General features: G+C 69.2%; 17 protein-coding genes, 1 pseudogene and 1 riboswitch. Of the genes and pseudogenes, 4 read left to right on the plus strand and 14 right to left on the minus strand.

All coding sequences use genetic code 11. The features are described 5' to 3' along the window. Positions 1–2 precede the first annotated feature (2 nt). From LGN10_RS13575 to LGN10_RS33675, 3 genes are all read right to left on the minus strand, one after another. Positions 3–1,319 carry an Nramp family divalent metal transporter gene (locus LGN10_RS13575; RefSeq protein WP_060967797.1) on the minus strand — a complete coding sequence of 439 codons (1,317 nt, stop codon included), beginning with the start codon at positions 1,317–1,319 and terminating at the stop codon, positions 3–5. Further along, positions 1,268–2,332, minus strand: a complete 1,065-nt coding sequence (locus LGN10_RS13580) for a helix-turn-helix domain-containing protein (RefSeq protein ID WP_124657239.1) — start codon at positions 2,330–2,332, stop codon at positions 1,268–1,270. The genes LGN10_RS13575 and LGN10_RS13580 overlap by 52 nt, the downstream gene beginning before the upstream one ends. Before the next feature lie 309 nt (positions 2,333–2,641). Beyond that, positions 2,642–2,869, minus strand: coding sequence for a hypothetical protein (locus tag LGN10_RS33675; protein WP_319001230.1), 228 nt, complete (start codon positions 2,867–2,869; stop codon positions 2,642–2,644). Between LGN10_RS33675 and LGN10_RS33805 the strand changes: the two are divergent. After that, positions 2,795–2,986 (plus strand): annotated as a pseudogene (locus LGN10_RS33805) (hypothetical protein); the annotation flags it as partial. The gene LGN10_RS33675 and the pseudogene LGN10_RS33805 sit on opposite strands and share 75 nt — an antisense overlap. 106 nt (positions 2,987–3,092) lie before the next feature. Further along, positions 3,093–3,494: an OsmC family protein gene (locus LGN10_RS13590; protein WP_006487795.1), complete on the plus strand. Its 402-nt coding sequence runs from the start codon at positions 3,093–3,095 to the stop codon at positions 3,492–3,494. 120 nt (positions 3,495–3,614) lie between these two features. On the opposite strand, the gene LGN10_RS13595 is transcribed toward LGN10_RS13590, so the two are convergent. Further along, positions 3,615–4,496, minus strand: coding sequence for a Dyp-type peroxidase (locus tag LGN10_RS13595; RefSeq protein WP_059573761.1), 882 nt, complete (start codon positions 4,494–4,496; stop codon positions 3,615–3,617). A gap of 485 nt (positions 4,497–4,981) precedes the next feature. Here LGN10_RS13595 and LGN10_RS13600 point away from each other — a divergent pair, with 485 nt between their 5' ends. Together LGN10_RS13600 and LGN10_RS13605 are read left to right on the plus strand one after the other, a co-directional pair. Then, a complete protein-coding gene (locus tag LGN10_RS13600; protein WP_059573760.1) occupies positions 4,982–6,844 on the plus strand; it encodes an ABC transporter ATP-binding protein in 1,863 nt (620 codons plus the stop codon). A gap of 205 nt (positions 6,845–7,049) precedes the next feature. Beyond that, on the plus strand, positions 7,050–7,763 hold the full coding sequence (locus LGN10_RS13605; RefSeq protein ID WP_059573759.1) for a riboflavin synthase: 714 nt from the start codon (positions 7,050–7,052) through the stop codon (positions 7,761–7,763). Positions 7,764–7,859: 96 nt separating this feature from the next. Here LGN10_RS13605 and LGN10_RS13610 read toward each other — a convergent pair whose 3' ends face one another. The 10 genes from LGN10_RS13610 to LGN10_RS13655 form a co-directional block, all read right to left on the minus strand. Beyond that, the gene (locus LGN10_RS13610; protein WP_226223845.1) at positions 7,860–9,101 is read right to left on the minus strand and encodes a voltage-gated chloride channel family protein; all 1,242 of its coding nucleotides are present in this window, start codon (positions 9,099–9,101) and stop codon (positions 7,860–7,862) included. Positions 9,102–9,181: 80 nt separating this feature from the next. Further along, a riboswitch (Fluoride riboswitch) is annotated at positions 9,182–9,287 on the minus strand. Between the two features lie 82 nt (positions 9,288–9,369). Beyond that, positions 9,370–10,389: a chemotaxis response regulator protein-glutamate methylesterase gene (locus LGN10_RS13615; protein WP_059573757.1), complete on the minus strand. Its 1,020-nt coding sequence runs from the start codon at positions 10,387–10,389 to the stop codon at positions 9,370–9,372. Further along, positions 10,386–12,695 (minus strand): hybrid sensor histidine kinase/response regulator, encoded by a 2,310-nt coding sequence (locus tag LGN10_RS13620; protein ID WP_226223847.1) that lies wholly within the window; start codon positions 12,693–12,695, stop codon positions 10,386–10,388. Before LGN10_RS13620 ends, LGN10_RS13615 begins: the two co-directional genes overlap by 4 nt. Then, positions 12,692–13,408 (minus strand): chemotaxis protein CheW, encoded by a 717-nt coding sequence (locus LGN10_RS13625; RefSeq protein WP_226223848.1) that lies wholly within the window; start codon positions 13,406–13,408, stop codon positions 12,692–12,694. Before LGN10_RS13625 ends, LGN10_RS13620 begins: the two co-directional genes overlap by 4 nt. 46 nt (positions 13,409–13,454) lie before the next feature. After that, positions 13,455–14,870 carry a CheR family methyltransferase gene (locus LGN10_RS13630; RefSeq protein ID WP_226223850.1) on the minus strand — a complete coding sequence of 472 codons (1,416 nt, stop codon included), beginning with the start codon at positions 14,868–14,870 and terminating at the stop codon, positions 13,455–13,457. Further along, complete coding sequence (locus LGN10_RS13635) at positions 14,867–15,379, minus strand: chemotaxis protein CheW (RefSeq protein ID WP_059573753.1); 513 nt, start codon at positions 15,377–15,379, stop codon at positions 14,867–14,869. Before LGN10_RS13635 ends, LGN10_RS13630 begins: the two co-directional genes overlap by 4 nt. Further along, complete coding sequence (locus tag LGN10_RS13640; RefSeq protein WP_226223852.1) at positions 15,376–17,052, minus strand: methyl-accepting chemotaxis protein; 1,677 nt, start codon at positions 17,050–17,052, stop codon at positions 15,376–15,378. Before LGN10_RS13640 ends, LGN10_RS13635 begins: the two co-directional genes overlap by 4 nt. 123 nt (positions 17,053–17,175) lie before the next feature. Next, positions 17,176–18,309, minus strand: a complete 1,134-nt coding sequence (locus tag LGN10_RS13645; RefSeq protein ID WP_059573751.1) for a hybrid sensor histidine kinase/response regulator — start codon at positions 18,307–18,309, stop codon at positions 17,176–17,178. A gap of 490 nt (positions 18,310–18,799) precedes the next feature. Next, a complete protein-coding gene (locus LGN10_RS13650) occupies positions 18,800–20,383 on the minus strand; it encodes a Na+/H+ antiporter (RefSeq protein WP_099317195.1) in 1,584 nt (527 codons plus the stop codon). Positions 20,384–20,615: 232 nt separating this feature from the next. Continuing rightward, positions 20,616–22,049: an aldehyde dehydrogenase family protein gene (locus LGN10_RS13655; protein WP_059573749.1), complete on the minus strand. Its 1,434-nt coding sequence runs from the start codon at positions 22,047–22,049 to the stop codon at positions 20,616–20,618. Positions 22,050–22,060: the final 11 nt, after the last annotated feature.

Raw genomic sequence — 22,060 nt, forward strand, 5'->3', positions numbered from 1 at the left:
TATCAGCCCGCGACACCGGTAATCAACAGCAGGTTCGTGCCGGTGATCACGGCGAACAGCGCCCATGCGAGCACCTGCATCCCGCGGCCGATCGCGTGTTCGCCCATCGTGCGGCGATCGCTGACCGAGCGGATCAGCGGCCACATCGCGAACGGCAACTGCAGGCTCAGCAGCACCTGGCTCCATACGAGCAGTTGCCCGACCGAGCCGTCGCCGAGCCACAGCACGCCGATCAGCGCCGGCACGAGCGCGAGCCCGCGCGTGATCAGCCGGCGCTGGTAGCACGGGATCTTCGTATGCAGGAAACCGTCCATGATCACCTGGCCGGCGATCGTGCCGGTCAGCGTCGAGCTCTGCCCCGACGCGAGCAGCGCGATGCCGAACAGCAGCGCGGCCGCGCCGCCCGCGATCGGCGTGATCAGCCGGTATGCCTGCTCGATGTCGGTCACGTTGTGCTGGCCCGTCGCATGGAATGCCGCGCCCGCGACGACGAGGATCGCCGCGTTGACGAGCATCGCGACGAACAGCGACACGCAGGTATCGATGCGCACGAGCGCGAGCGTGTCGCGGATCACGCCGCGCGTGCCGCCGACGACGTGCCGCGTCTGCACGACCGACGAATGCAGGTACAGGTTGTGCGGCATGATCGTCGCGCCGACGATGCCGAGCGCGAGCACGATCGCATCCTTGCGGTCGTGGCCGGGATCGCCCGGCACGAGCCCGCCGACCACCGCATGCCAGTCGGGCGGCGTGATCGCCACCTGCGCGACGAAGCAGAACGCCATCGTCGCGATCAGCCCGAGCACGATCGCCTCGATCTGCCGGAACCCCTTGCCCTGCAGGCCGAGCACGATCACGGTGTCGAGCGCGGTCAGCACGACGCCCCACGCGAGCGGCACGCCGAGCAGCAGCTTGAACGCGAGCGCGCAGCCGAGCACTTCCGCGATGTCGCACGCGATGATCGACACTTCGGCGGTCATCCACTGCACGACGCGGCCGAACCGGCCGTAGCGGTCGTAGCTCGCCTGCGCGAGATCCTTGCCCGCGACGAGGCCGAGCCGCGCCGCGAGCATCTGCAGGAAGATCGCCGCGATGCTCGAGAACGCGACGACCCACAGCAGCGAATAGCCGAACTGCGAACCGGCCTGGATATCGGTCGCCCAGTTGCCGGGGTCCATGTAGCCGATCGCGACCAGCAAGCCGGGGCCGAAGAAACGCCTGAGCTTCTGCCAGCGCGGCGCGGCGGCGTCGATCGTGATGCTGCCCTTTACTTCCGACGGGCAGAAAGGGGCGGTGGCGGTAGAGGGGAGGAAGGGCATGGAAACCGGGAATCGAGGTCGCGACACGACGATTCTACGGGTATCCGTCCCGTTTTCCCGCGCGCGGTCGCGCACGCGTCGCAATTCGCCCCGTCGCCGTCGCAACACGCGGCGGCGTGCCCGTCATCGGGAACGGGTGACGCCGCGCGGTGCGCGAGGATTTTTTCCCGCTCGGCGACGCGATATTCGGTCGGCGACATCAGCAGGCGCTGGCGAAACAGCTTCGCGAGCCGCTCGCCGCTGCCGAATCCCGTGCGCCGCGCGACCTTGTCGGCCGGCAGCGTCGTATGGATCAGCATGTGGCACGCCCGTTCGAGCCGCACGTGCTGGACGAACTCGGTCGGCGTCACGCCGATTTCCTTCTTGAAGCGCCGCAGGAAATTGCGCTCGCTCATCGCGGCCGCCTGCGCGGCGTCCGCGACCGAGATGCGGTTCACGCTCTGCGCGCGCAACCGCTGCGCGGACATCCGGATCGACGGGCTCGCGCTCAGTTCGCGGAACGCCCACATCGACTGCACGTAGCGCTGCTCGACCGGCCGCGCCATGTTGCTGGCGATTTCCTGCGCGGCGCCGTCGCCGAGGTCGGCGCGGAACATGTCGAGCGCGGCGGCGAACACGTCGGTCTCGCCGGCCGGCGATTCGATCGTCGTGGTGACGCGGTGCCCGGCCCTGCCCGGCCGCCCGTCGACCGACGCCGGCGGCCGCCGCGTGGCGGCGAGCGCGGGCAGATCCATCGCGTCGACGATCCAGCGCGCCTGCTGACGAATGTCGGCCAGGCGCCGCTGCAATGCGTCGTCCCAGTTGACGGCCGCGCGCTCGCCATGAAGATGAAAGAACGCGAGCGCACGGCGGCTGTGTTCGTCGCCGAGCGGATCGGCCGCGATTCTCACGCCGGACGACGACTGCAACAGTCCCCCGCTTTCGGATACGTACTTGAGCTGGTAATCCACGCCGTACCCATGCAGGCGATTCGCCAGGTTGAAGGCCTCGCCAAGACGCGCGGCCTGGGCCAACGAAAACCCCGTGCTCAAATAGATGATGACCCACCGCTGATCTGCTGCATTCACTGGCCAAGCCCCCGACTTGTTCGACTTCTTCTAATACCGTCGAACTGTCAGGCTTATATTTGGTTTGAATGCGTGCGACAGGACGGCTATCCCGAAATATGAAGCGACGGCATCTTAGCCGAACGGGTAGCGCCTTTGGCGCGAAATGGCCGACGGGGACAGCATGATGGCGGATTACTACAGGCTGCCGCGCGCCGCTGGTATGCCGACACTGAAACGCGTATGCGATGCGGCCGATTATTGCAGCCGCCATGCTCAATGACGAGTGTGTTCGATGGCGTCGTGCATCGGCAAAGCGAACGCTCGCGTATCGGCGCGAACGGCATCGACATGCATCGAACGCGTGCGATCGCGTCGCACGCCGACGGGCGCATCCGTTGCCTGCGCATCCTTTGGAATCGATCGGTCCTTCACCGCGCCGCCCGCGCGCCGCACGTCACGCAACCGGCCGTCACGCATGCGCTCAACCCGCTGCGCGCGCATGTCGACGATCCATTCCCGCTGCTCGCGCACTGGCACGAGTCACGCGACACCGACCGAGCGCATCAGCGGGTGCGCGAACGCATCGTCGCGAGCGTGCGCGGCAGCGCCGGCATCGCCGACGCGTCGCGCGCTGCGCACGCGCGCGCGACCGGGAAGGTATGCTGGCGGCTGCACGCCGCCACACGGCGCCTTCTTTCCTCGATCCGCTTACCGGAGACTTGCCATGTCGCTCATCCACGCCGCCGCCGTCCTCGATGCCGACGCACCCGATTACGTCGTCCAGTTGCAGGCCGGCACGCATGCGCTGACCGGCGACGAGGCACCGCGCGAAGGCGGCCAGGATCGCGGGCCGGCGCCGTACGAGTTCGTCCTGGCCGGGCTCGCGCAATGCACGGCCGCGACGCTGCGCATGTACATGCAGCGCAAGACGTGGCCGGCCGCGCGCATCGCGGTGCGCACCGAGCTGCATGCCGATCGCGAAGGCGTGCAGTACGTGCGCCGCGTCGTGACGCTCGACGGCCCGCTCGACGACGCGCAACGCCAGCGTCTCGCGGAGATCTGCGAGAAAACCCCCGTGACGCAGTTCATCAAGCGCGGCACGCGGATCGAGACGACGTTGAACTGACGCACTGACGCACCGACGCACGCCGCAGGCACTCACGCACGGCGCTCGAACGCTTGAAAAACGGAACGGGCGGGCCGCGCATCCAGCGCGACCCGCCCGTTCGTCGATCCCGCCCGACGCTTACAGTCCGAGCGCGGACAGATCCAGCTTGCCGTCCTTCATCGGCGGGCACCAGAAATACGCGCCCGTCAGCGGCCGCGTGAAGCGGAACAGGCCATCGACGATCCCGTCTTCCGCGCCGCTCATCCGGCGCATCTGCACGTCGAATGCGCGGAACGAGCAGCCGAACGCGACGAAATAGAGGCCCGCCCGGCGCGTGTCCGACCACGGCGACGAACGGCGCAGCATGAACGCCTCGGGCGCGAAGCTTTCCTGCGCGGTGCGCTTCACGTGCGCGAATTCGGGCGCGTCGTCGAGTTCCTCGTTGTCCGAACGGCGGCGCCCGATGATGTCGTCCATCTCGCCCGACGGGATGCGCTCCATCTGGTCGAAGTCGTGCACCCACTGCTGCACCGCGACGAAGCTCGAGCCGTCGAGCCCCGCGCCCTGCCCCGTCACGATCGCCGCAGCCACCGCGTCGTCGCCTTCCGGATTCTCGGTGCCGTCCTCGTAGCCGGACAGGTCGCGATCGTTCGAATAGCGGAAGCCGTCGACGGCGTCCTGCAGCACGAACGCCGGCGCCAGCGCGCGTTCGATCGCCCGCGCGCGCAGCACGATCTCGCCGCGGTCGTCCGAGCGCAGCCACACCCACACGTCGGCCGGCGTGATCGGCAGCGTGCGGTCGTTCACGGAGAACGCGGGGTATTCGGTGAGTCCCGGCACCGGATGCCCGAGATAGGCCGCCAGCGCGTGCCCGAAGCCGACGACCGTGTCGCGTCCGTCGGCGATCTCGCGCAGCGCGGCCAGCGCCGCCGCGATATTGCCGTCATTCGACATCGTGAAAGTGAGGTATCGGGCTGCCGTATCGATCGGAGCCAGGATGCCTTGCTGAACGTCGCTCATCGTTTCCTCGGGAATGGTTCGGAGTGAATCTGTGCGGGCCGCATCGTCGCGCGCCGCGGACGCGCAAGTGTAATCGATGCGCCTGCCGGCCCCGTGCCCGCCATCGCGCAACGTACGCGAAAAGGGGCCAAAACCCCGAATACTAACCGTATCGACGCCGCAACGCCGCATTCGTCAGACGTTGCGGCGCGCGCGACACTCCTGATAAAATCGCGACACGTCTTTTTTCGGCGTCCTTTCAACCGTTCACTTCAGGGAGGTGCAGATGTTCCGAATGCCAGCAACCTTCCCGAACGTGGTCCCACGGCGCAGCTGATCCAGCCCGCCGTCCGCGCCGGCTCCCGAGTTTTCCGCTAACCCGTCAGCCGCGCTTTTCCCGACAGCCCGTTTCGTTCCGCCCGCGTGTTTCGCGCGGCCCGGCTGTTGCGTTTTCGACGTTCTCCGAACCGGAAAGTCCCGTCGCGCGATGCGCCGGGCAACGATACATGACCAGAAAAACCTCCCATCTGGGCGGCCACGCATTCCAGGCCGTCTTCGGCTTCACCGTCCGTTACTGGCGCAAGCAGCCGGCGCGCATTGCCGCGGTCGCGAGCCTCGCGCTGCTCGCCGCGCTCGCCGACGTCCTCACGCCGCTGTTCGCCGGCCGCCTCGTCGACGCGCTGTCGGCCGGCCTGACCGACCGCGCCGCCGCATGGCATTCGGCCCTCGCCGCGTTCGGCACGCTGGCCGCGCTCGGCATCGGCGCGACCGTGCTGCGCCAGGGCGTCTACCTGAACATCATCACGCTCACGCTGAAGATGATGAGCGAGATCGCCGCCGCGTCGTTCCACCGCGTGCAGCGCTTCTCCACCGACTGGCACGCGAACAGCTTCGCGGGCTCGACCGTACGCAAGATCACGCGCGGGATCTGGGCGCTCGACCTGCTCAACGACACCGTGCTGATCGCGCTGCTGCCGTCGGTAACGATGCTGGTCGGCGCGACCGTGCTGCTCGGCACGCACTGGCCCGTGATGGGGCTCGTCGTCGGCGCGGGGTCGCTGCTGTACATCGCGGTGACGGTCGCGGTGTCGCTCGGCATCGTCGCGCCGGCCGCCCGGCTCGGCAATCTGTGGGATACGCGCATGGGCGGCGCGCTCGCGGACGCCGTGAGCTGCAACGCGGTCGTCAAGGCGTTCGGCGCGGAAACGCGCGAGGAAGCGCGGCTCGCGCGCGTGATCGGCAAATGGCGGCAGCGCACGCGCCGCACGTGGGTGCGCGGCACGTTCAACGGCGGGCTGCAGGGTGCGATGCTCGTCGCGATGCAGGCCGCGATGATCGGCGTCGCGCTGCGTCTGTGGATGAACGACGAGGCGAGCGTCGGCGACATCGCGTTCGCGCTGACGATGTTCTTCATGCTGCAGGGCTATCTGCGCGACGTCGGCATGCACATCCGCAACCTGCAGCGCTCGGTGAACGACATGGAAGAACTCGTCGCGCTCGAACGGCAGCCGCTCGGCATCGACGATCGCCCCGGCGCGCCGGCCATCCGCATCGATCGGGGCGAGATCCGCTTCGAGCACGTAACGTTCCGCTACGGCAACCATCCGGTGCCGCTGTACGACGATTTCTCGATGCGGATCGCACCCGGCGAACGCGTGGGCCTCGTCGGCCATTCGGGGTCGGGCAAGACGACGTTCATCAAGCTGATCCAGCGCCTGTACGACGTGTCGGGCGGCCGCATCACGATCGACGGGCAGGACATCGCGCAGGTGCGGCAGGATTCGCTGCGCAGCCAGATCGCGATCGTCCAGCAGGAGCCCGTGCTGTTCCACCGCACGCTCGCGGAGAACATCGCGTATGCGCGCCCCGGCGCGAGCCGCGCCGACATCGAGCGCGCCGCGCGGCTGGCCAGCGCGCACGACTTCATCGCCGCGCTGCCGGACGGCTACGACACGCTCGTCGGCGAACGCGGGATCAAGCTGTCGGGCGGCGAGCGCCAGCGCGTCGCGATCGCGCGCGCGTTCCTCGCCGATGCGCCGATCCTGATCCTCGACGAAGCGACGTCGAGCCTCGACAGCGAAAGCGAGCTGCTGATCCAGCAGGCGATGGAGCGGCTGATGGTCGGTCGCACGACGCTCGTCGTCGCGCACCGGCTGTCGACCGTGCGCGCACTCGACCGGCTGCTGGTGCTCGATCGCGGCAAGGTGATCGAGGAAGGCAACCACGATGCGCTGATCCGCATCGACGGCGGCATCTACCGCCGGCTGTTCGAGCGGCAGGCGCTGGAGCTGGCGAAGGGGCTCGCCGATTCGCCGCGCCGCATGGTGGATCGCGACGCCGGGCCGCTGGGCGAACCGGTGGAGGCTTGACGCCGGCGCGTCGCGATGCGGCCCGGCGGCGCGGTCATCGCCGCCGGGCCGTGTCGTCGGCAATCGGTTCCGGATCGAGGCCGTGCCACGCGCACGGCCTTTTTCGTGCTCGCGGATCTTGCGCGGCGGCACCGGGCCGCGCGCCGCGTCCGCCGCCAGGATCACTTATCATGTCGGCCAGGCAATTCGCGACGAAAGGCAGACCATGTTTACAGGCATTGTTCAGGGCGTTGGCACCATCAACGCCATCAAGGATCACGGCGAGCTGAGGACGTTCAGCATCGAATTCCCCGAACGGTTCACCGACGACATCGAGATCGGCGCGAGCGTGTCGGTCGATGGCGTGTGCCTGACGGTGACGACCATCCATTCGCCGGCGCTGATCGACTTCGACGTGATGCTGCCGAGCCTGCGGATCACGACGCTCGCCGACCTTACGACCGGCGCGCGCGTCAACGTCGAGCGGGCCGCGAAGGACGGCGCGGAGATCGGCGGGCATCCGCTGTCCGGTCATGTCGATTTCACGGGGACCATCGCGCACATCGCGTCGTCCGAGCACAACCGGATGATCCGCATCGGCGTGCCGGCCGAATTCAAGCGCTACGTGTTCGCGAAGGGCTACATCGCGATCAATGGCTGCAGCCTCACCGTGTCGGACGTCAATCGCGACGAAGGGTGGTTCGACGTCTGGCTGATTCCGGAAACGCGCCGCGCGACCACGTTCGATGCGAAGGGCGTGGGCGACAAGGTCAACATCGAGATCGAGCGCAGCACGCAGGTCGTCGTGGATACGATTCGCGAGTCGGTCAAGGAAACGCTCGGCGAATTGAACGGCGTCGTCACCGCGCTACTCGCGGAAAAAGGCATCGATATCGAGGAACTGCTGGCGCGTAACGTCGCGCGGCTGCCGAAGCAGTAAGCGCGATGCCCGCGTGCCAGGTGATCCGCCGGATCACCGGGTACGGGATATCGCATCGCGCCGCGGCGATCGAACGACATCGGCCGCGGCCACCCGTCACTCCCCCTCCACCCGCGCCCCCTTCCCCACCGCCACGCGCTGCGCGCGATAAATCCCCGCGTGCCCGGAAAACAGATACGCGACGACACAGGCGACGATCGCATACACGCCGATATCCGCGCCGAACAGTTCGATCGCCATGATCGTCGACGCGATCGGCGTGTTCGCGGCGCCCGCGAACACCGCGACGAAGCCGAGCCCCGCGAGCACGGGTACCGGCAGCGCCAGCACCTGGCCGAGCGCATTGCCGAGCGTCGCGCCGATGTAGAACAGCGGCGTCACCTCGCCGCCCTTGAACCCGGACGCAAGCGTGACGACGGTGAACGCGAACTTGCCCGCGAAATCATAAGGCGGCAGCGGGCCGTGAAACGCGGCCTCGATCGTCGGGATGCCGAGGCCGAGATACTGCGGCACGTTCAGCACGGTCGCGGCCACCGCGACCAGCAGGCCGCCGAGCACCGGCTGCAGCGGCGCATGGCGGATCACGCGGCGAAACCACGCGGTCAGCGCATGCGTCGCAAACGCGAACAGCCGCCCGACCACGCCGAACGCGATGCCCGCGACGACCGTCACGGCGAGCCCAGTCACGGTGACGGCCGGCACGGATGGAATCGCATAGGCCGTGTGATGGACGCCCCACGCGCGGCACACGACGTCCGCGACGATCGCCGACGCGACGCAGGTCAGGAGCGCGTCGTAGCGCAGGCGTCCGATCGCGAGCACCTCGAGCCCGAACACGGCGCCCGCGAGCGGCGTGCCGAACACCGACGCGAAGCCGGCCGCGATGCCGCCCATCAGCAGCACGCGGCGATGCTCGCGATCGAGACGAAATACGTGCGTGATGCGATCGGCGAGCGCGCCGCCCATCTGCACGGCCGTGCCCTCGCGGCCGGCCGAGCCGCCGAACAGGTGCGTGACGACGGTCGCGACGAGCACGAGCGGCGCCATCCGCTTCGGCACGAGCGCCTTCGGGTCGTGAATCTCGTCGATCAGCAGGTTGTTGCCGCGCGCGACCGACTGGCCGAATCGATGGTAGATCCAGCCGGTGGCGAAGCCGGCGGCCGGCAGCCCCCACAGCAGCCACGGATGGGCGACGCGCGTACCGGTCGCCCAGTCGAGCGCGATCAGGAACAGCGCGGAAGCCGTGCCGGCGAGCGCGCCGAGCAGGGCCGAAAGCGCGAGCCAGCGGCACACGTAGCGCACGGTCGCGAAAAAATCGGCAGAAGTCGTGAAAAACATGATTTCCCAGATTCGACGGAACATCAAAACCTGGGCGGCAGAATACCGGATGGACGGCCTGCGACCTCCTGACGACCCAGGAACACGCAGGCATCATCAGCCGGGCAAACCGGCGGTTGAGGGCCGCACCGCGCGCGCCACGCGCCGGGAACGACCGCAGGGAGGCATGCCATCTCCGCAGGCGGCAATTGTACGCGACGGCGCGCCACGCACACAATGCAGACGCCGCCGGGCCGCTGCGAAACGACGGCGCCTGCCCGCTGCGCCGTCAGTCGCGCGGCGCGAGCGCGATCCGCGCGATCAGCCGGGGCGCGATCTGCTCGAGCGGCAGGATCGCCGACGCCGCGCCGATCGCCGCGGCCGCCTTCGGCATCCCGTACACGGCGCTGGTCGCCTCGTCCTGCGCGATCGTGTACCAGCCCTTCGCACGCATCGCCTTCAGGCCGAGCGCGCCGTCGCGTCCCATGCCGGTCAGCAGCACGCCGAGCGCCTCGCCCTGCCAGCCGTCCGCGACGCTGTTGAAGAACACGTCGATCGACGGCCGGTACGGCGTGTCGGCCGGATGCCGCGTATAGCCGAGCACGCCGCGCGGCGACAGCGTCAGATGGTCGTTGGTCGCCGCGAGCAGCACCGTGCCCGCTTCCGGCACGCTGCCCTCCCGCGCGACGCGCACCGGCAGCCGCGTATAGCCGTCGAGCCATTCGGCCATGCCGTACGCGAATGCCTGGTCGACGTGCTGGACGATCACGATCGCGGCCGGAAAATCGGCCGGCAGCGCGCGCAGCAGTGCGGTGAGCGCGGTCGGCCCGCCCGCCGACGCGCCGATCGCGACGAGCGTCGGCTGGCCGCGCGCGGACGCGGGCCCCGGCGGCACGAGCGCCGCGGAGCGGCTTTCGAGCAGCCGGCCGATCTGGTCGATCTTCGCGAGCAGCGCCTGCGGCGACGCGTCGGTCGACAGCCCGAGCGCGAGCGTCGGCGTGTCGACCGCGTCGAGCGCGCCCGCGCCCATCGCCTCGTACACCGACGACGTATTGGCGCTGACGCTCGCCGTCACGATCAGAATCGCGCACGGCGCGCGCGCCATGATCCGGCGCGTCGCGGCGACGCCGTCGACCTTCGGCATCACGAGATCCATCAGCACGACGTCGGGCGGATGCGCGACGCAGAAATCCACCGCCTCGTCGCCGTCGGTCGCGACCCACAGGACGCGATGGTCCGCGCGCAGCGCGATCACGCGGCGCAGCGCCTCCACGGCCAGCGGCAGATCGTTGACGATGCCGATGTTCATTCTCGCGCGTCCCCGATCAGGTCGTGCACGGCATCGAGCAGCGCTTCGTCGTGGAAGCTGCTCTTCGCAAGGTAGTAATCGGCGCCGGCGTCGAGCCCGCGGCGGCGATCCTCGTCGCGATCCTTGTACGACACGATCATCACCGGCACGCGCTTGAGCATCGGGTCGCCCTTGATCAGCGTGACGAGTTCGATGCCGTCCATGCGCGGCATGTCGACGTCGGTCACGACGAGATCGAACGCATCGCTGCGCACCGCGTTCCACCCTTCCATCCCGTCGACCGCGACCGTCACGTCGTAGCCGCGCTTTTCCAGCAGCTTGCGTTCGAGCTCGCGCACCGTCAGCGAATCGTCGACGACGAGCACGCGGCGGCGCCGGTCGGCGAGCGCGAGCTGCGGATCGCGCGAGACCCGCGCGAGCTGCCCGCCGCGCACGAGCTTGTCGACCGAGCGGATCAGGTCCTCCACGTCGACGATCAGCACCGGGTCGCCGTTCTCGAGCAGCGCGCCGGCCGCGATGTTCTGGATCTTGTTCAGGCGGCTGTCGAGCGGCTGCACGACGAGCATCCGTTCGCCGAGGAAGCGGTCGACCGCGACGCCGTACAGCTCGGGTTCGCCGCCGACGACCACGACGGCCGTACTGGCGCGCGCCACGTCGGGTTCGCCCGCGTCGAGCAACTGGTGCGCGGCGACGAGGCCCGCGCGCCGGCCGTCGAACGGAAAATGCGGCTGCCCTTCGAGCACGTCGATGTCGTCGTGCGCGAGTTCCAGCGTGCGGCGCACGTGCGCGAGCGGGAACGCGTACGGCTCGCCGCCGACCTCGACGAGCAGGCTGCGGATCACCGACAGCGTGAGCGGCAACTGCAGCACGAAACGCATGCCGGCACCCGGCTCGTTGAAGATCCGCACCGCGCCGCGCACGCCGCGCACCATCTCCTGCACCGCATCGAGGCCGACGCCGCGCCCCGATACGTCGGTCACCGCGTCGCGCATCGAGAAGCCCGGCAGCAGCAGGAATTCGAGCAGTTCGGGATCGGACAGCCGCGCGGCCGTCTCGTCGTCGGTCAGGCGCTGGCGCACGACGGCCGCGCGCAACGCGTCCATGTCGACGCCCGGCCCGTCGTCGATCACGCTGACGAGCAGCGAGCCGGCGCTGTGGCGCGCCTCGAGCGTGACGCTCGCCTCGGCCGGCTTGCCGCGCGCGTGCCGCGCTTCGGGCGAATCGACGCCGTGGTCGATCGCGTTGCGCAGCAGGTGGCCGAGCGGCGCGTCGAGCAGATCGAGGATGTCGCGATCGACCTGCGTGCCTTCGCCGACGATCGAGAAACGCACCTGCTTGCCGAGCGAGCGCGCGAGATCGCGCACGATGCGCGGGTACGCACGCGTCGCGTCGCCGAACGGCCGCATCCGGCATTGCAACGCCTCGTCGTAAAGCTGCTCGGCGATATGCGTGCTGCGCCGCTCGAAGCGGTCGAATTCGTCCATGCGCTCGGCGAGCGAGCGCTGCAGGTCGTTGAGCATGTGCCGAACTTCGTTCATCGACGCGAGCATGCCGGCGTCGAGATCGTCGGCGAACTGCTCGACCATCAGGTCGAGCGAACGGGCCGCGTCGCGCTGCGCGCGCTTCACGCGCAGCATCGATTCGGCGAACGGCTTGAGCCAGCGCGATTCGACCAGCGATTCGCCGGACAGGCTCAGCAGCCGGTTCAGCGTATCGGCGCGCACGCGGCGCATCGCGCCGGCGCCCGCCACGCGGCCGGCCTGGGCCGGATCGGGCGCCGGGCCCGACACGGCGAGCGGCGGCACCGCGGCACCGGCCCCGACCGGCTCGTTCGCGGCGCCGTCGTGCTCGCGATACGGCACGAACGACGGCGGCGCGGGCGGCGGCGCGGCGGCCGGCGCCTGCATCGTCTGCGCGCCGTCGGCGCCCGTCAGCGCCGCCGCGAACACGTCGATCTCGGTCTGCGACACGGGGTGCCCCTGCGGATCGCCGACGCGCACCAGCAAATCGACGCCGGCCAGCAGCACGTCGACGTGCGTGGCCGTCAGTGCGATCGTGCCGGCCTGCGCGGCGACGAAGCACTCTTCCATCCGCCCCGCGATCTCGACGCCCATCGGCACGCCGACGATGCGAGCGGCGCCCTTCAACGAATGCGCGGCGCGCATGCACGCTTCGAGCGCGATGGAATCGGGCTCACCCGATTCGAGCGCGAGCAGCCGCTCCGACAGCGCCTGCGTCTGCGTGCGCGTCTCCTCGCGATACAGCTCGAGCAGCGACAGGTGGCTCAGGTCGTCGTCGCCGCTCATCGCATGCTCCGTGTCACGGCGTCGAACAGACGGTCGTCGTCGAGCAGCCCCACCGACTTGCCGCGCCACGACAGCACGCCGCGCGACAGGCCGGCGCTCGCACGCCCGACCGTCGCGGGCACCGGCACCCAGTCGGACGCGCCGAAGCGCAGCACGCCCTCGACTTCGTCCACCGGAAACACGACCGGTTCGCCCTGGTGCGCGGCCACCAGCAGCCGCGTGAAACGGCCGTCGCCACCACCGCTCCCGCCGCGGCCGGCCTTGCCGGCATCGAGGCCGAGCAGCGCGCCGATCGAGATCGCGATGCGCAGCGTGCCGCGGATGTTGACCACGCCGCGCACGGCCGAATGGCGGCGATACGGCAGGGAATGGATCGGGCGCGTGCCGGCGATCTCGCGCAGCACGCCGATCGGCAGCGCGAGCCATTCGTCGGCCACCCGGAACGCGAGCGCCGCATGGCGCGCGTCGCCGGCGGCGTCGCCCGCGCGCGCCGTGCCGAACGCGCTCATCCGGCGCGTGACGTCCGCCATCTCGGCCACGTCGAGCGGACGCTCGAGCAGCCTCGCCGCGTTCGATGCATAGACCGGGCAGTTCAGGCAGCGCTGGCAGTCGTTCAGCCGTTCGCACGAGCGGTCGCCGCGCGTGCCGATCCGGTTCCAGCAGTCGTCGACGTCGAGCGTCGCATCGTCAGTGGCAGCGGCGTCGCGGTTCATGCATTCCTCCGGTCATCGCGGTGTCGGTCCCATTCCCGTCGTCGTGTCAGCCGGCCGAACGCCGGGCGCGTTCGAGCAGCCATTGCGCGCCCGCGCGATCGCCGCCGACGTCGAGCAGCGTCGCGAGATGCGTCAGCGCCTCGTGATGCGTGGGGCGCAGGTACAGCGCCTTCCGGTAGAAGTCGCTCGCTTCCGCGGCGCGCCCGCGCGCATCCGCGATCAACCCGTTCAGGTAGAACGCATCGGCATGCGGGCCGACGCGCGCCGAGAACTGCGCGAGCACGCGCTCGGCCTCGTCGAACGCGCCCGCGTTCGCCAGGGCCTGCGCATCCTCCAGCGTCGGGACATCGTCGATTGCCGGCGCAATGCCGTCGTAGGCCGGTACGGCCGCCGCGGCGGTCGCCACCGTCAGGTCGGCCCGTGCGTCGACTGCGGCCGTCTCCACGGCCGGCGCCGCCGCGAACGGCTGACGCACGTCGCCGAACCAGGCCGGGGGCGCGACGGCCACCACCGGGCGCGGCGCGGCGAGCGGGGCGACCGTGAAGCGCTCCGCGCGCTGGTGCGGCACCGCCGCGGACAGCGGCGCAACCGGCCGTGCCGCGCATGCATCGGCCGCCGCGCCGGCCGGCTCGCGATGAAACGCGAACGCCAGCGGCACGCGCGCCGAGCGCATCCCGTGCCGCATCGCGACGCCCGTCTCCGCCGGCCCGACGAACAGCATGCCGTCGTCGGCGAGGCGCGCGTCGAGCGAGCGGATCACGCGATCCTGCGCGTCGCGGTCGAAATAGATCAGCACGTTGCGGCAGAACACGAAGTCGTAGCGAATGCCGGTATCGGCAACCGGTTCGACGAGGTTCGCGTGACTGAACTGCACGCACGCGCGCACGCGCTCGTCGAGCAGCCAGCCGTCGCGGGTCGGCGTGAAATACCGCGTACGGAACTCGGTCGCCGTCCCGCGGAATGCATTGCGCCCGTAACAGCCGAGCCGCGCCTGCTCGATCGCGCGCGCGCTGAGGTCGATCGCGTCGATCGCGAAGCTGGCCGGCTCGAGCCCCGCATCCAGCAACGCCATCGCCGCCGAATACGGCTCCTCGCCCGTCGAACACGGCGCGCTCAGCACGCGGATCACGCGGCCGGGCATTGCGGCGAGCCGTTCGGCGGCTAGCCGCGCGAGCGTCGCGAAGGCCTCGCGGTCGCGGAAGAACCATGTCTCCGGAACGACGAACAGCTCGATCAGCGCGCGCCGTTCGTCGGCCGACGCGTTGAGCTGCTGCCAGTACGCATCGAGCGCTTCCTGCGTCACGGGCGCTCGCGCAGCCGACGGCACGCGCTCGCCGTCGGCCTGCAGCGCATGCACGCGATCGGTCAACGCCCGCATCAGGAAATCGTTGCCGAGCGAATCGGGGTCGATGCCGGTCTCGCGCAGCAACCAGCCGCGAAATCGCGATTCGGACACGTTCATGCAGACTCCTCCCCGTGGCCCGACAGGCCGTCGAACAGATACAGGCGCGCAACGTCGTCGATCAGGTCGGGCACCGACACCTGCTGCACGACGCCGTCGGGCGTGTTCGCGACCCGCCCGAGCCAGCGCGTGCGCGCGGTCGCGATGCCGCTCGCGCGAAACGCCGCGCGGTCGATCCGCATCGTCTGCGTCGCACGCTCGACGATCAGGCCGATCGTGCGCTCGCCGTCAGCGTGACCGGCGCGATAGCGGACCAGCACGAGCCGCGTCGAGCGCAGCGCCTGCGCGCGCCGCCCGAGCGCCAGCATCGGCACGTCGATCACCGGCACCGGCTGGCCGTCGCGCATCAGCAGCCCGGCGATCCAGTCGGGCGCGCCGGGCATCGCCTTCATGACGGCGAGCGGCAGCACCTTGTCGATGCCGGCCGCGTCGAGCGCATAACGCTCGCCGTCGAGCTCGAACATCAGGAACAGCGCGCGCGCGCCGTTCTGCGGATCGGCGCGCGTCACGCGTCGACCTTGAAGCGCGACACGCTGGTGCGCAACTGGTTCGCGACGAGCGTCAGGTCGTCGATCGCCTGCGACGACTGGCGCAGCGATTCGGCCGTCTGCTGCGCGGCCTCCGACAGTTGCGACAGCGCCTGCGTGATCTGCTCGGCGCCGTTCGCCTGCGTCTGCATGCCTTCGTTGACCATCTGGAAGCGCGGCGCGAGCGTCTGCACCTCGGCGATGATCTGCGACAACTGCCCGCCGACCTGCTGCACGTCGAGCATCCCGCGGCGCACTTCCTCGGAGAACTTGCCCATCCCCATCACGCCCGCCGACACGGCCGACTGGATTTCCTTCACCGTCTGCTCGATGTCGTAGGTCGCCACCGCCGTCTGGTCGGCGAGGCGGCGGATCTCGGTCGCGACGACCGCGAAGCCGCGGCCGTACTCGCCGGCCTTCTCGGCCTCGATCGCCGCGTTCAGCGACAGCAGGTTGGTCTGGTCGGCCACCTTGGTGATCGTCGCGACCACCTGGTTGATGTTCAGCGCCTTCTCGTTGAGGATCGCGAGCTTCGCGTTCACCGAGCCGGCCGCGTCCATCACGCTGCGCATCGTCTCGCCCATCCGCGTGAGCCCGCTCTGGCTCACGCCCGCGAGCGTCGCAGACTGCTCGGCCACGCCGGCCACCTCGTTCATCGTGCGCAGCAGGTCGCGCGACGTCGCGAAGATCTCGCGCGAGGTCGCGCCGATCTCGGTCGTCGTCGCCGCGGTTTCGTTCGCGGTCGCCTGCTGCTCGCGCGAGGTGGCCGCGATCTCGGCCACCGACGTCGTCACCTGCAGCGACGATTGCTGCGCGCGCGACACCAGCTCGGCCAGCTCGTCGGCCATCCGGTTGAAGCCCGTCTCGAGCGTGCCGAACTCGTCGCGGCGACGCAGGTCGAGGCGATGTGTCAGGTTGCCGGTGCGCATCACGTCGTGCACCTCGACGAGCCGCGCCATCGGCACGGTGACCGACCGGTACAGCATGTAGCCGAGCCCGAGCGCGGACAGCAGCATGAACGCCAGCGCGGTCGCCAGCACGATCTCGGTGTCCTGCACGGATTCGCGGATCAGCTTCGCGGACTGCTCGGCGAACTTGCGGTTCTCCTGCACCAGCACGTTCGCGTTGCGCACGACCTCGGTCCACGCGGGCAGCGTTTTCGCGTACGCGGCGACCGCGTCTTCGCGCGACGCGCGGCCCTTCTGCACCGCTTCGTTCAGCAACGGCACGTAGTGATCGTAGGCGCCGCGGAACGCCGTGAAGCGCTGCCGGTCGTCGTCGCGAAACGTCGTGTTCTGGTAGTCCACCGTCAGCGACTCGACCTCCTTCAGCGCGTCGGCGATCTTCGCGAGATCGCGCTGCGCGGCGTCGGGATCGGTTTCGACGAAGATCGCGCGCTGCAGCAGCGTGAACGATTCGTTGACCGCGCCGCGCAGCGTCGACGCGAGGTAGACGCCGGGCAGCGAGTCGCGCTCGATGCTGACGGCTTCGGCGTTGATCGCACGCAGTCGCTCGTACGACACGCCGGCCGTCACCAGCATCAGCACGAACAGCACGCCGAAGCTGAGCAGGATGCGATTGCCGAGCGTCAGCCGGGCGGCGCCGATCGTCGGATGCAGGCTTTCATTGGTCGCGCGGGGCGTCACGGTGGCCATGTTCGTTATGGGCTTTCTAAATTCAGCGTTGAAAAAACCGCGCCCGCGTGCGCGCCGAATGGCGCGCCACGAGCGCATCGAGGTCTCTCGGGCGGCGCGGCGGCGGCAGGCCGCGCCGCGACGTCACCGCTCCGCCTGCGCCGGCAGCCGAAGCGCGACCATGAAACCGCGCGCCGTATTGCGCATCAGGATCTGGCCGCGATGCCGCGCCGCCGTTGCGCGGACGAATGCGAGGCCGAGGCCGAAACCGCCGCGCGCCGCGCCATGCGCGGATTCGAGCTGCACGAACGACTCGGTCGCGGCCGTGCGCTGCTCCGGCGCGATGCCGGCGCCGGCATCCTCGACGCCGATCAGCCAGGCGCCGTCCTCGCCGCCCAGCGTGCAATGTACGTCCATCCCGGCCGGGCCGTATTTCAGCCCGTTGTCGACCAGGTTCGCGACCGCGCGCGTCAGCATCATGCGGTCGCCCATCGTCACGCACTCGCCGTCGGGCACGTGCGCGATCACCCGGCAGCCGAGCCCGGCCGCCTTCTCCCACAGCTGGTCGACGGCGTCGACCACGATCTCGTTGAGACTCACGACTTCGTGCGCGCGGCGCTCGGACTGCGCGCGGGTCAGGTGGATGAAGCCGTCGGCGAGCGCGAGCGCGCGCCGCGCATGGCCGGCGATGCGCTCCATGATCGCCGGCATGTCGCCGTGTTCGGCCCGGTAGACGTCGAGCAGCGCGAGGATCGACGTCTGCGGCGAACGCATGTCGTGCGACAGGAAATCGAGCGCCTCGTCGCGCTGCCGCGACATCAGGTACGAATTCGAGTGGTAGCGAATGCGCGCGGTCAGCTCCATCGCGTCGGGAAGTTTCACCAGATAGTCGTTCGCGCCGGCAATGAACGCCTCGCGCTTGACGATCGGCTCTTCCTTCGCCGACAGCACGATGATCGGCACGCGCGCGGTGCCGGCGTCCGCGCGCCACGCGCGCACGAGATCGAGGCCGTCGATCTCCGGCATCACGAGATCCTGCAGGATGACCGTCGGCTTCACGTCGCGCGCGACCGCCATTGCCCGATGTGCGTCGGTGCACACGTGCAGGTCGATGTCGTGCTCGCTGCGCAACGCGCGGCGGATCACCTCGCCGACGAATGGCTGGTCGTCCACAAGGAGGACCGATAACCCCGATTCGAGGCAATCCGAGGCATTATCACTACTCGATTCTTTCATAAATCCAGTTTCAAACGCCGAATCTCCAAACGATTCTTTCATAGGAGTTGTTTATCCGACTGGGACGCCATCTTATATTGGCAGTTGAAAAACCCGCCTGATTCCGCCGATTAGGCCTGTCGGCACTGCCTTGCGGGGCTTCAGGCGCCGTTGTTTCCCCGTCGACGACCGCATTACCTCCGCATTCTTTCTCTCAATAAACATAACCGGCTGATTCTAAATGAAATTAGAACACAGCATCTATCTCCTTCCGGTTTAGTTTTGCCAAATATGCAGAAAGAGACGGCAACGGATAAATCGGATCATTTCCGGATTCGACGCACGATAACGTTTGCGAGACCCGCGCCATAAGGCTTGCATGTCGTGCAAGGCTGCGGGATCGGTCGTATTGGGGCCTGATCGTGGCGAGTCAAATCGGCCGTGCGAGGGGAAATCGCGCGGCGGGCGACGCTCGATCCGCATGCGTATGAGAACCGGCGGGGAGCCGGCAGGACGCCGGCCCCGTGGGTGTGAGTCGTGAGCCCGCGGCCGATCAGCCGCGCGCGTGCTGCGCGGACACTTCCTGCAGGTCGAGGTCGCGTTCGAGCGTGTGCAGCATCTCGTCGTGAATGCGCCCCGACCGGTGCAGGCGCAACAGCTCGGCGCGCCCGGCCCGGATCGCGGCCAGCACCACGTCGTAGTGCGCGGTGCGCACTTCCACCGGATACGCGGGCGCGTTCTTCGACCGTTCGGTCAACTCGGCGCGATACGTGTACTGCTCGAGCAGGCGCGGATGGATCACGACGCCGTTCTCGTCGCGCACGAGCGGCTGGATCGCCGCGAGCTGCGCGGCCTCGACGTACGCCCACGTCTGCGGCTCGGTCAGGTGGTGCGCGGCGCGCTCGTCGCGCGGCGGCAGGCGCAGCAGCCGGATCAGCGGGCCGATCGTCGTGCCCTGCAGCAGCACGGTGACGAGGATCACCGCGAACGATGCGACCAGGATCACGTCGCGGCCGGGTAGCGCCTCGGGCAGCGACAGCGCGATCGCCAGCGTCACCACGCCGCGCATCCCGGCCCAGCTCATGATCGTCGCGGCCTTCCAGTCCGGCGCCTCGCCGCGGCCCGCGAGGCCGCGCACCGGCCACTTCAGCGCCTCGACCGCGTAGATCCACACGAAGCGCGACACGATCACCGCCGCCAGTACCGCGAGCACCGGCGGCACCATCGTGCCGAGCACCTGCTCGAAGCCGCCGAGCCGATGGATCGCGCCGCGCAGCGACAGCCCGATCAGCACGAACACCAGCGCCTCGAGCAGGAACACGATGACCTGCCAGAACGCGGTGCCGCGCGTGCGCACGGCCGCCGAAAACACTTCGTGCTGATGCCAGCCGACGATCATGCCGGCCGTGACGGTCGAGATCACGCCCGACACCTCGACCATTTCACCCGCGATGTACGCGATCCAGCCGGCGATCACCGCGACGGTGATCACGAGATAGTCGTCGTCGAGCAGCTTCAGGAACCACACGACGAGCTTGCCGACCACGAAGCCGACCACCACGCCGCCGAGCCCGAGCTCCGCGAAGCGCACGACCGCGTGCTCGAGGCTGAACGCGCCGGTGAGCGCGGCCGCGACCGCGAAGCGGAACAGCACGAGGCCGGCCGCGTCGTTCAGCAGGCTCTCGCCTTCGAGCAGCACCATCAGCCGGCGCGGCAGCGCGACGCGTTCGAGCACGGCCTTCGCGGCCACCGCATCGGGCGGCGACACGATCGCGCCGAGCGCGAAGCACGCGGCCCACGGCAGCGTCGGCACCACCCAGTGCACGGCGAAGCCGACCGCGAACGTCGTGAATACGACCGCGCCGATCGCCAGCATCAGGATGCCGCCGACGTTGCGCTTGAATTCTTCCCACACGGAGAAGTACGCACCGTCCATCAGCAGCGGCGGCAGGAACACCAGCAGCACCAGCTCGGGATCGAGATCGATCGGCGGCAGGCCGGGGATGAACGCGATGCCGATGCCGCCGATCAGCAGCGCGGCCGCGGGCGGCAACCGCAGCCGCTTGGCGATGCATTCGAGCGCGACGATCGCGAGGAATGACAACAGAACCAGCTTGAATGCCGAGACGGGGGACATGAATCGACCTCGTGAAGAATGAATTCGCGCGTTCCGGCGTCGTACCCCGGTCGGCAGTTTCGCGCGATTACATCACGAGGCGACGCCCATCGTCGAGCCCGTGTCGGGCAGTTCGGCGCGCGGGACACGCGCGGCGCCGCACCGCGCTCGCGACGCGCCATGAAGAACGGCACGCGGGCCGGCCCGATCGCCCGCCCGCGTGCCGCCGTGGCGCCGCGCCGCCTGCCGCGCGTTACCGGCGCCGCACGACCATCAACCGCGGCTCGGTCATGTCCTCGATCGCGTAGCGGACGCCTTCGCGGCCGAGGCCCGAATCCTTCACGCCGCCGTACGGCATGTTGTCGACGCGGAACGACGGCACGTCGTTGATCACGACGCCGCCCACCTCGAGCTCGTCCCACGCGCGCTGCGCATGCGTGAGCGAATCGGTGAACACGCCGGCCTGCAGCCCGAAGTCGCTGTCGTTCACGCGCGCGAGCGCGTCGTCGAAGCGGTCGAACTTCTCGAGGATCGCGACGGGGCCGAACGCCTCCTTCCGGTAGAGGTCCTGCTCGCGCCCGACGTTCTCCAGCAGCGTCGCCTCGAACATCGCGCCGTCGACCTTGCCGCCCGCGACGATCTTCGCGCCCGCCGCGACGGCCGCGTCCATCCAGCCCGACAGCCGGCGCGACTCGGATTCGGAGATCATCGGCCCGACGAACGTCGACGGATCCTTCGGATCGCCCATCTTCAGCGAACGCGTCTTCGCGATCAGCTTCTCGCGCAGCGCGTCGTACAGGTCGGCATGCACGAGAATCCGCTGCACGCCGATGCAGCTCTGGCCCGACTGGTAGTACGCGCCGAACGCGAGGCGATCGACCACGTAGTCGAGCCGCTCGCGCTGGTCGGCATCGACGATCGCGGCCGCGTTGCCGCCGAGTTCCAGCACGACTTTCTTCTTGCCGGCCTTCTCCTTCAGCGCCCAGCCTACCGCCGGCGAACCGGTGAACGACAGCAGCTTGAAGCGCTCGTCGGTCGTGAAGAGGTCGGCGCCGTCGCGATGCGCAGGCAGCACCGAGAATGCACCCTTCGGCAGGTCGGTTTCCGCAAGCACCTCGCCGATGATCAGCGCGCCGATCGGCGTGCGGCTCGCCGGCTTCAGCACGAACGGGCAGCCGGCCGCGAGCGCGGGCGCGACCTTGTGCGCGGCGAGGTTCAACGGGAAGTTGAACGGCGAGATGAACGAGCACGGGCCGACCGGCACGCGCTTCGTGTAGCCCGTATAGCCCTGCGCCCGCGCGGAAATCTCGAGATTGACGATCTCGCCGTCGATGCGCACCGATTCCTCGGACGCGACGCGGAACGTGTCGATCAGCCGCGTGACTTCGCCCTTCGAATCGTTGATCGGCTTGCCGGCCTCGATGCACAGCGCCTCGGCCAGCTCGTCGAAACGTTCGCGAAACCGCGCGACGCAATGATCGAGCACGGCCTGCCGCTTGTAGGCCGGCATCTCGCGCATCGGCTTCGTGGCGTCGACTGCCGCGGCGATCGCCGCGTCGATCGCCTTCGCGTCGGCCAGCGCGACGCGCGTGGCGACCTTGCCGCTGAACTTGTCGGTCACCTCCAGATCGGTGTTCGCGTAGACGGCTTCGTTGGCGAGATAGTACGGATAGGTTTCCTTCAACATGGAACGACTCC

It is taken from the genome of Burkholderia sp. AU32262 (genome assembly GCF_020419985.1).
GTDB lineage: Bacteria > Pseudomonadota > Gammaproteobacteria > Burkholderiales > Burkholderiaceae > Burkholderia > Burkholderia semiarida.

Coding starts and splice junctions, on each gene's coding strand:
- LGN10_RS13575 (WP_060967797.1), bottom strand. CDS start 1,319: ATGCCCTTCCTCCCCTCTACCGCCACCGCCCCTTTCTGCCCGTCGGAA.
- LGN10_RS33675 (WP_319001230.1), bottom strand. CDS start 2,869: ATGCGCGCGCAGCGGGTTGAGCGCATGCGTGACGGCCGGTTGCGTGAC.
- LGN10_RS13590 (WP_006487795.1), top strand. CDS start 3,093: ATGTCGCTCATCCACGCCGCCGCCGTCCTCGATGCCGACGCACCCGAT.
- LGN10_RS13595 (WP_059573761.1), bottom strand. CDS start 4,496: ATGAGCGACGTTCAGCAAGGCATCCTGGCTCCGATCGATACGGCAGCC.
- LGN10_RS13600 (WP_059573760.1), top strand. CDS start 4,982: ATGACCAGAAAAACCTCCCATCTGGGCGGCCACGCATTCCAGGCCGTC.
- LGN10_RS13605 (WP_059573759.1), top strand. CDS start 7,050: ATGTTTACAGGCATTGTTCAGGGCGTTGGCACCATCAACGCCATCAAG.
- LGN10_RS13610 (WP_226223845.1), bottom strand. CDS start 9,101: ATGTTTTTCACGACTTCTGCCGATTTTTTCGCGACCGTGCGCTACGTG.
- LGN10_RS13615 (WP_059573757.1), bottom strand. CDS start 10,389: ATGAACATCGGCATCGTCAACGATCTGCCGCTGGCCGTGGAGGCGCTG.
- LGN10_RS13620 (WP_226223847.1), bottom strand. CDS start 12,695: ATGAGCGGCGACGACGACCTGAGCCACCTGTCGCTGCTCGAGCTGTAT.
- LGN10_RS13625 (WP_226223848.1), bottom strand. CDS start 13,408: ATGAACCGCGACGCCGCTGCCACTGACGATGCGACGCTCGACGTCGAC.
- LGN10_RS13630 (WP_226223850.1), bottom strand. CDS start 14,870: ATGAACGTGTCCGAATCGCGATTTCGCGGCTGGTTGCTGCGCGAGACC.
- LGN10_RS13640 (WP_226223852.1), bottom strand. CDS start 17,052: ATGGCCACCGTGACGCCCCGCGCGACCAATGAAAGCCTGCATCCGACG.
- LGN10_RS13645 (WP_059573751.1), bottom strand. CDS start 18,309: ATGAAAGAATCGTTTGGAGATTCGGCGTTTGAAACTGGATTTATGAAA.
- LGN10_RS13650 (WP_099317195.1), bottom strand. CDS start 20,383: ATGTCCCCCGTCTCGGCATTCAAGCTGGTTCTGTTGTCATTCCTCGCG.
- LGN10_RS13655 (WP_059573749.1), bottom strand. CDS start 22,049: ATGTTGAAGGAAACCTATCCGTACTATCTCGCCAACGAAGCCGTCTAC.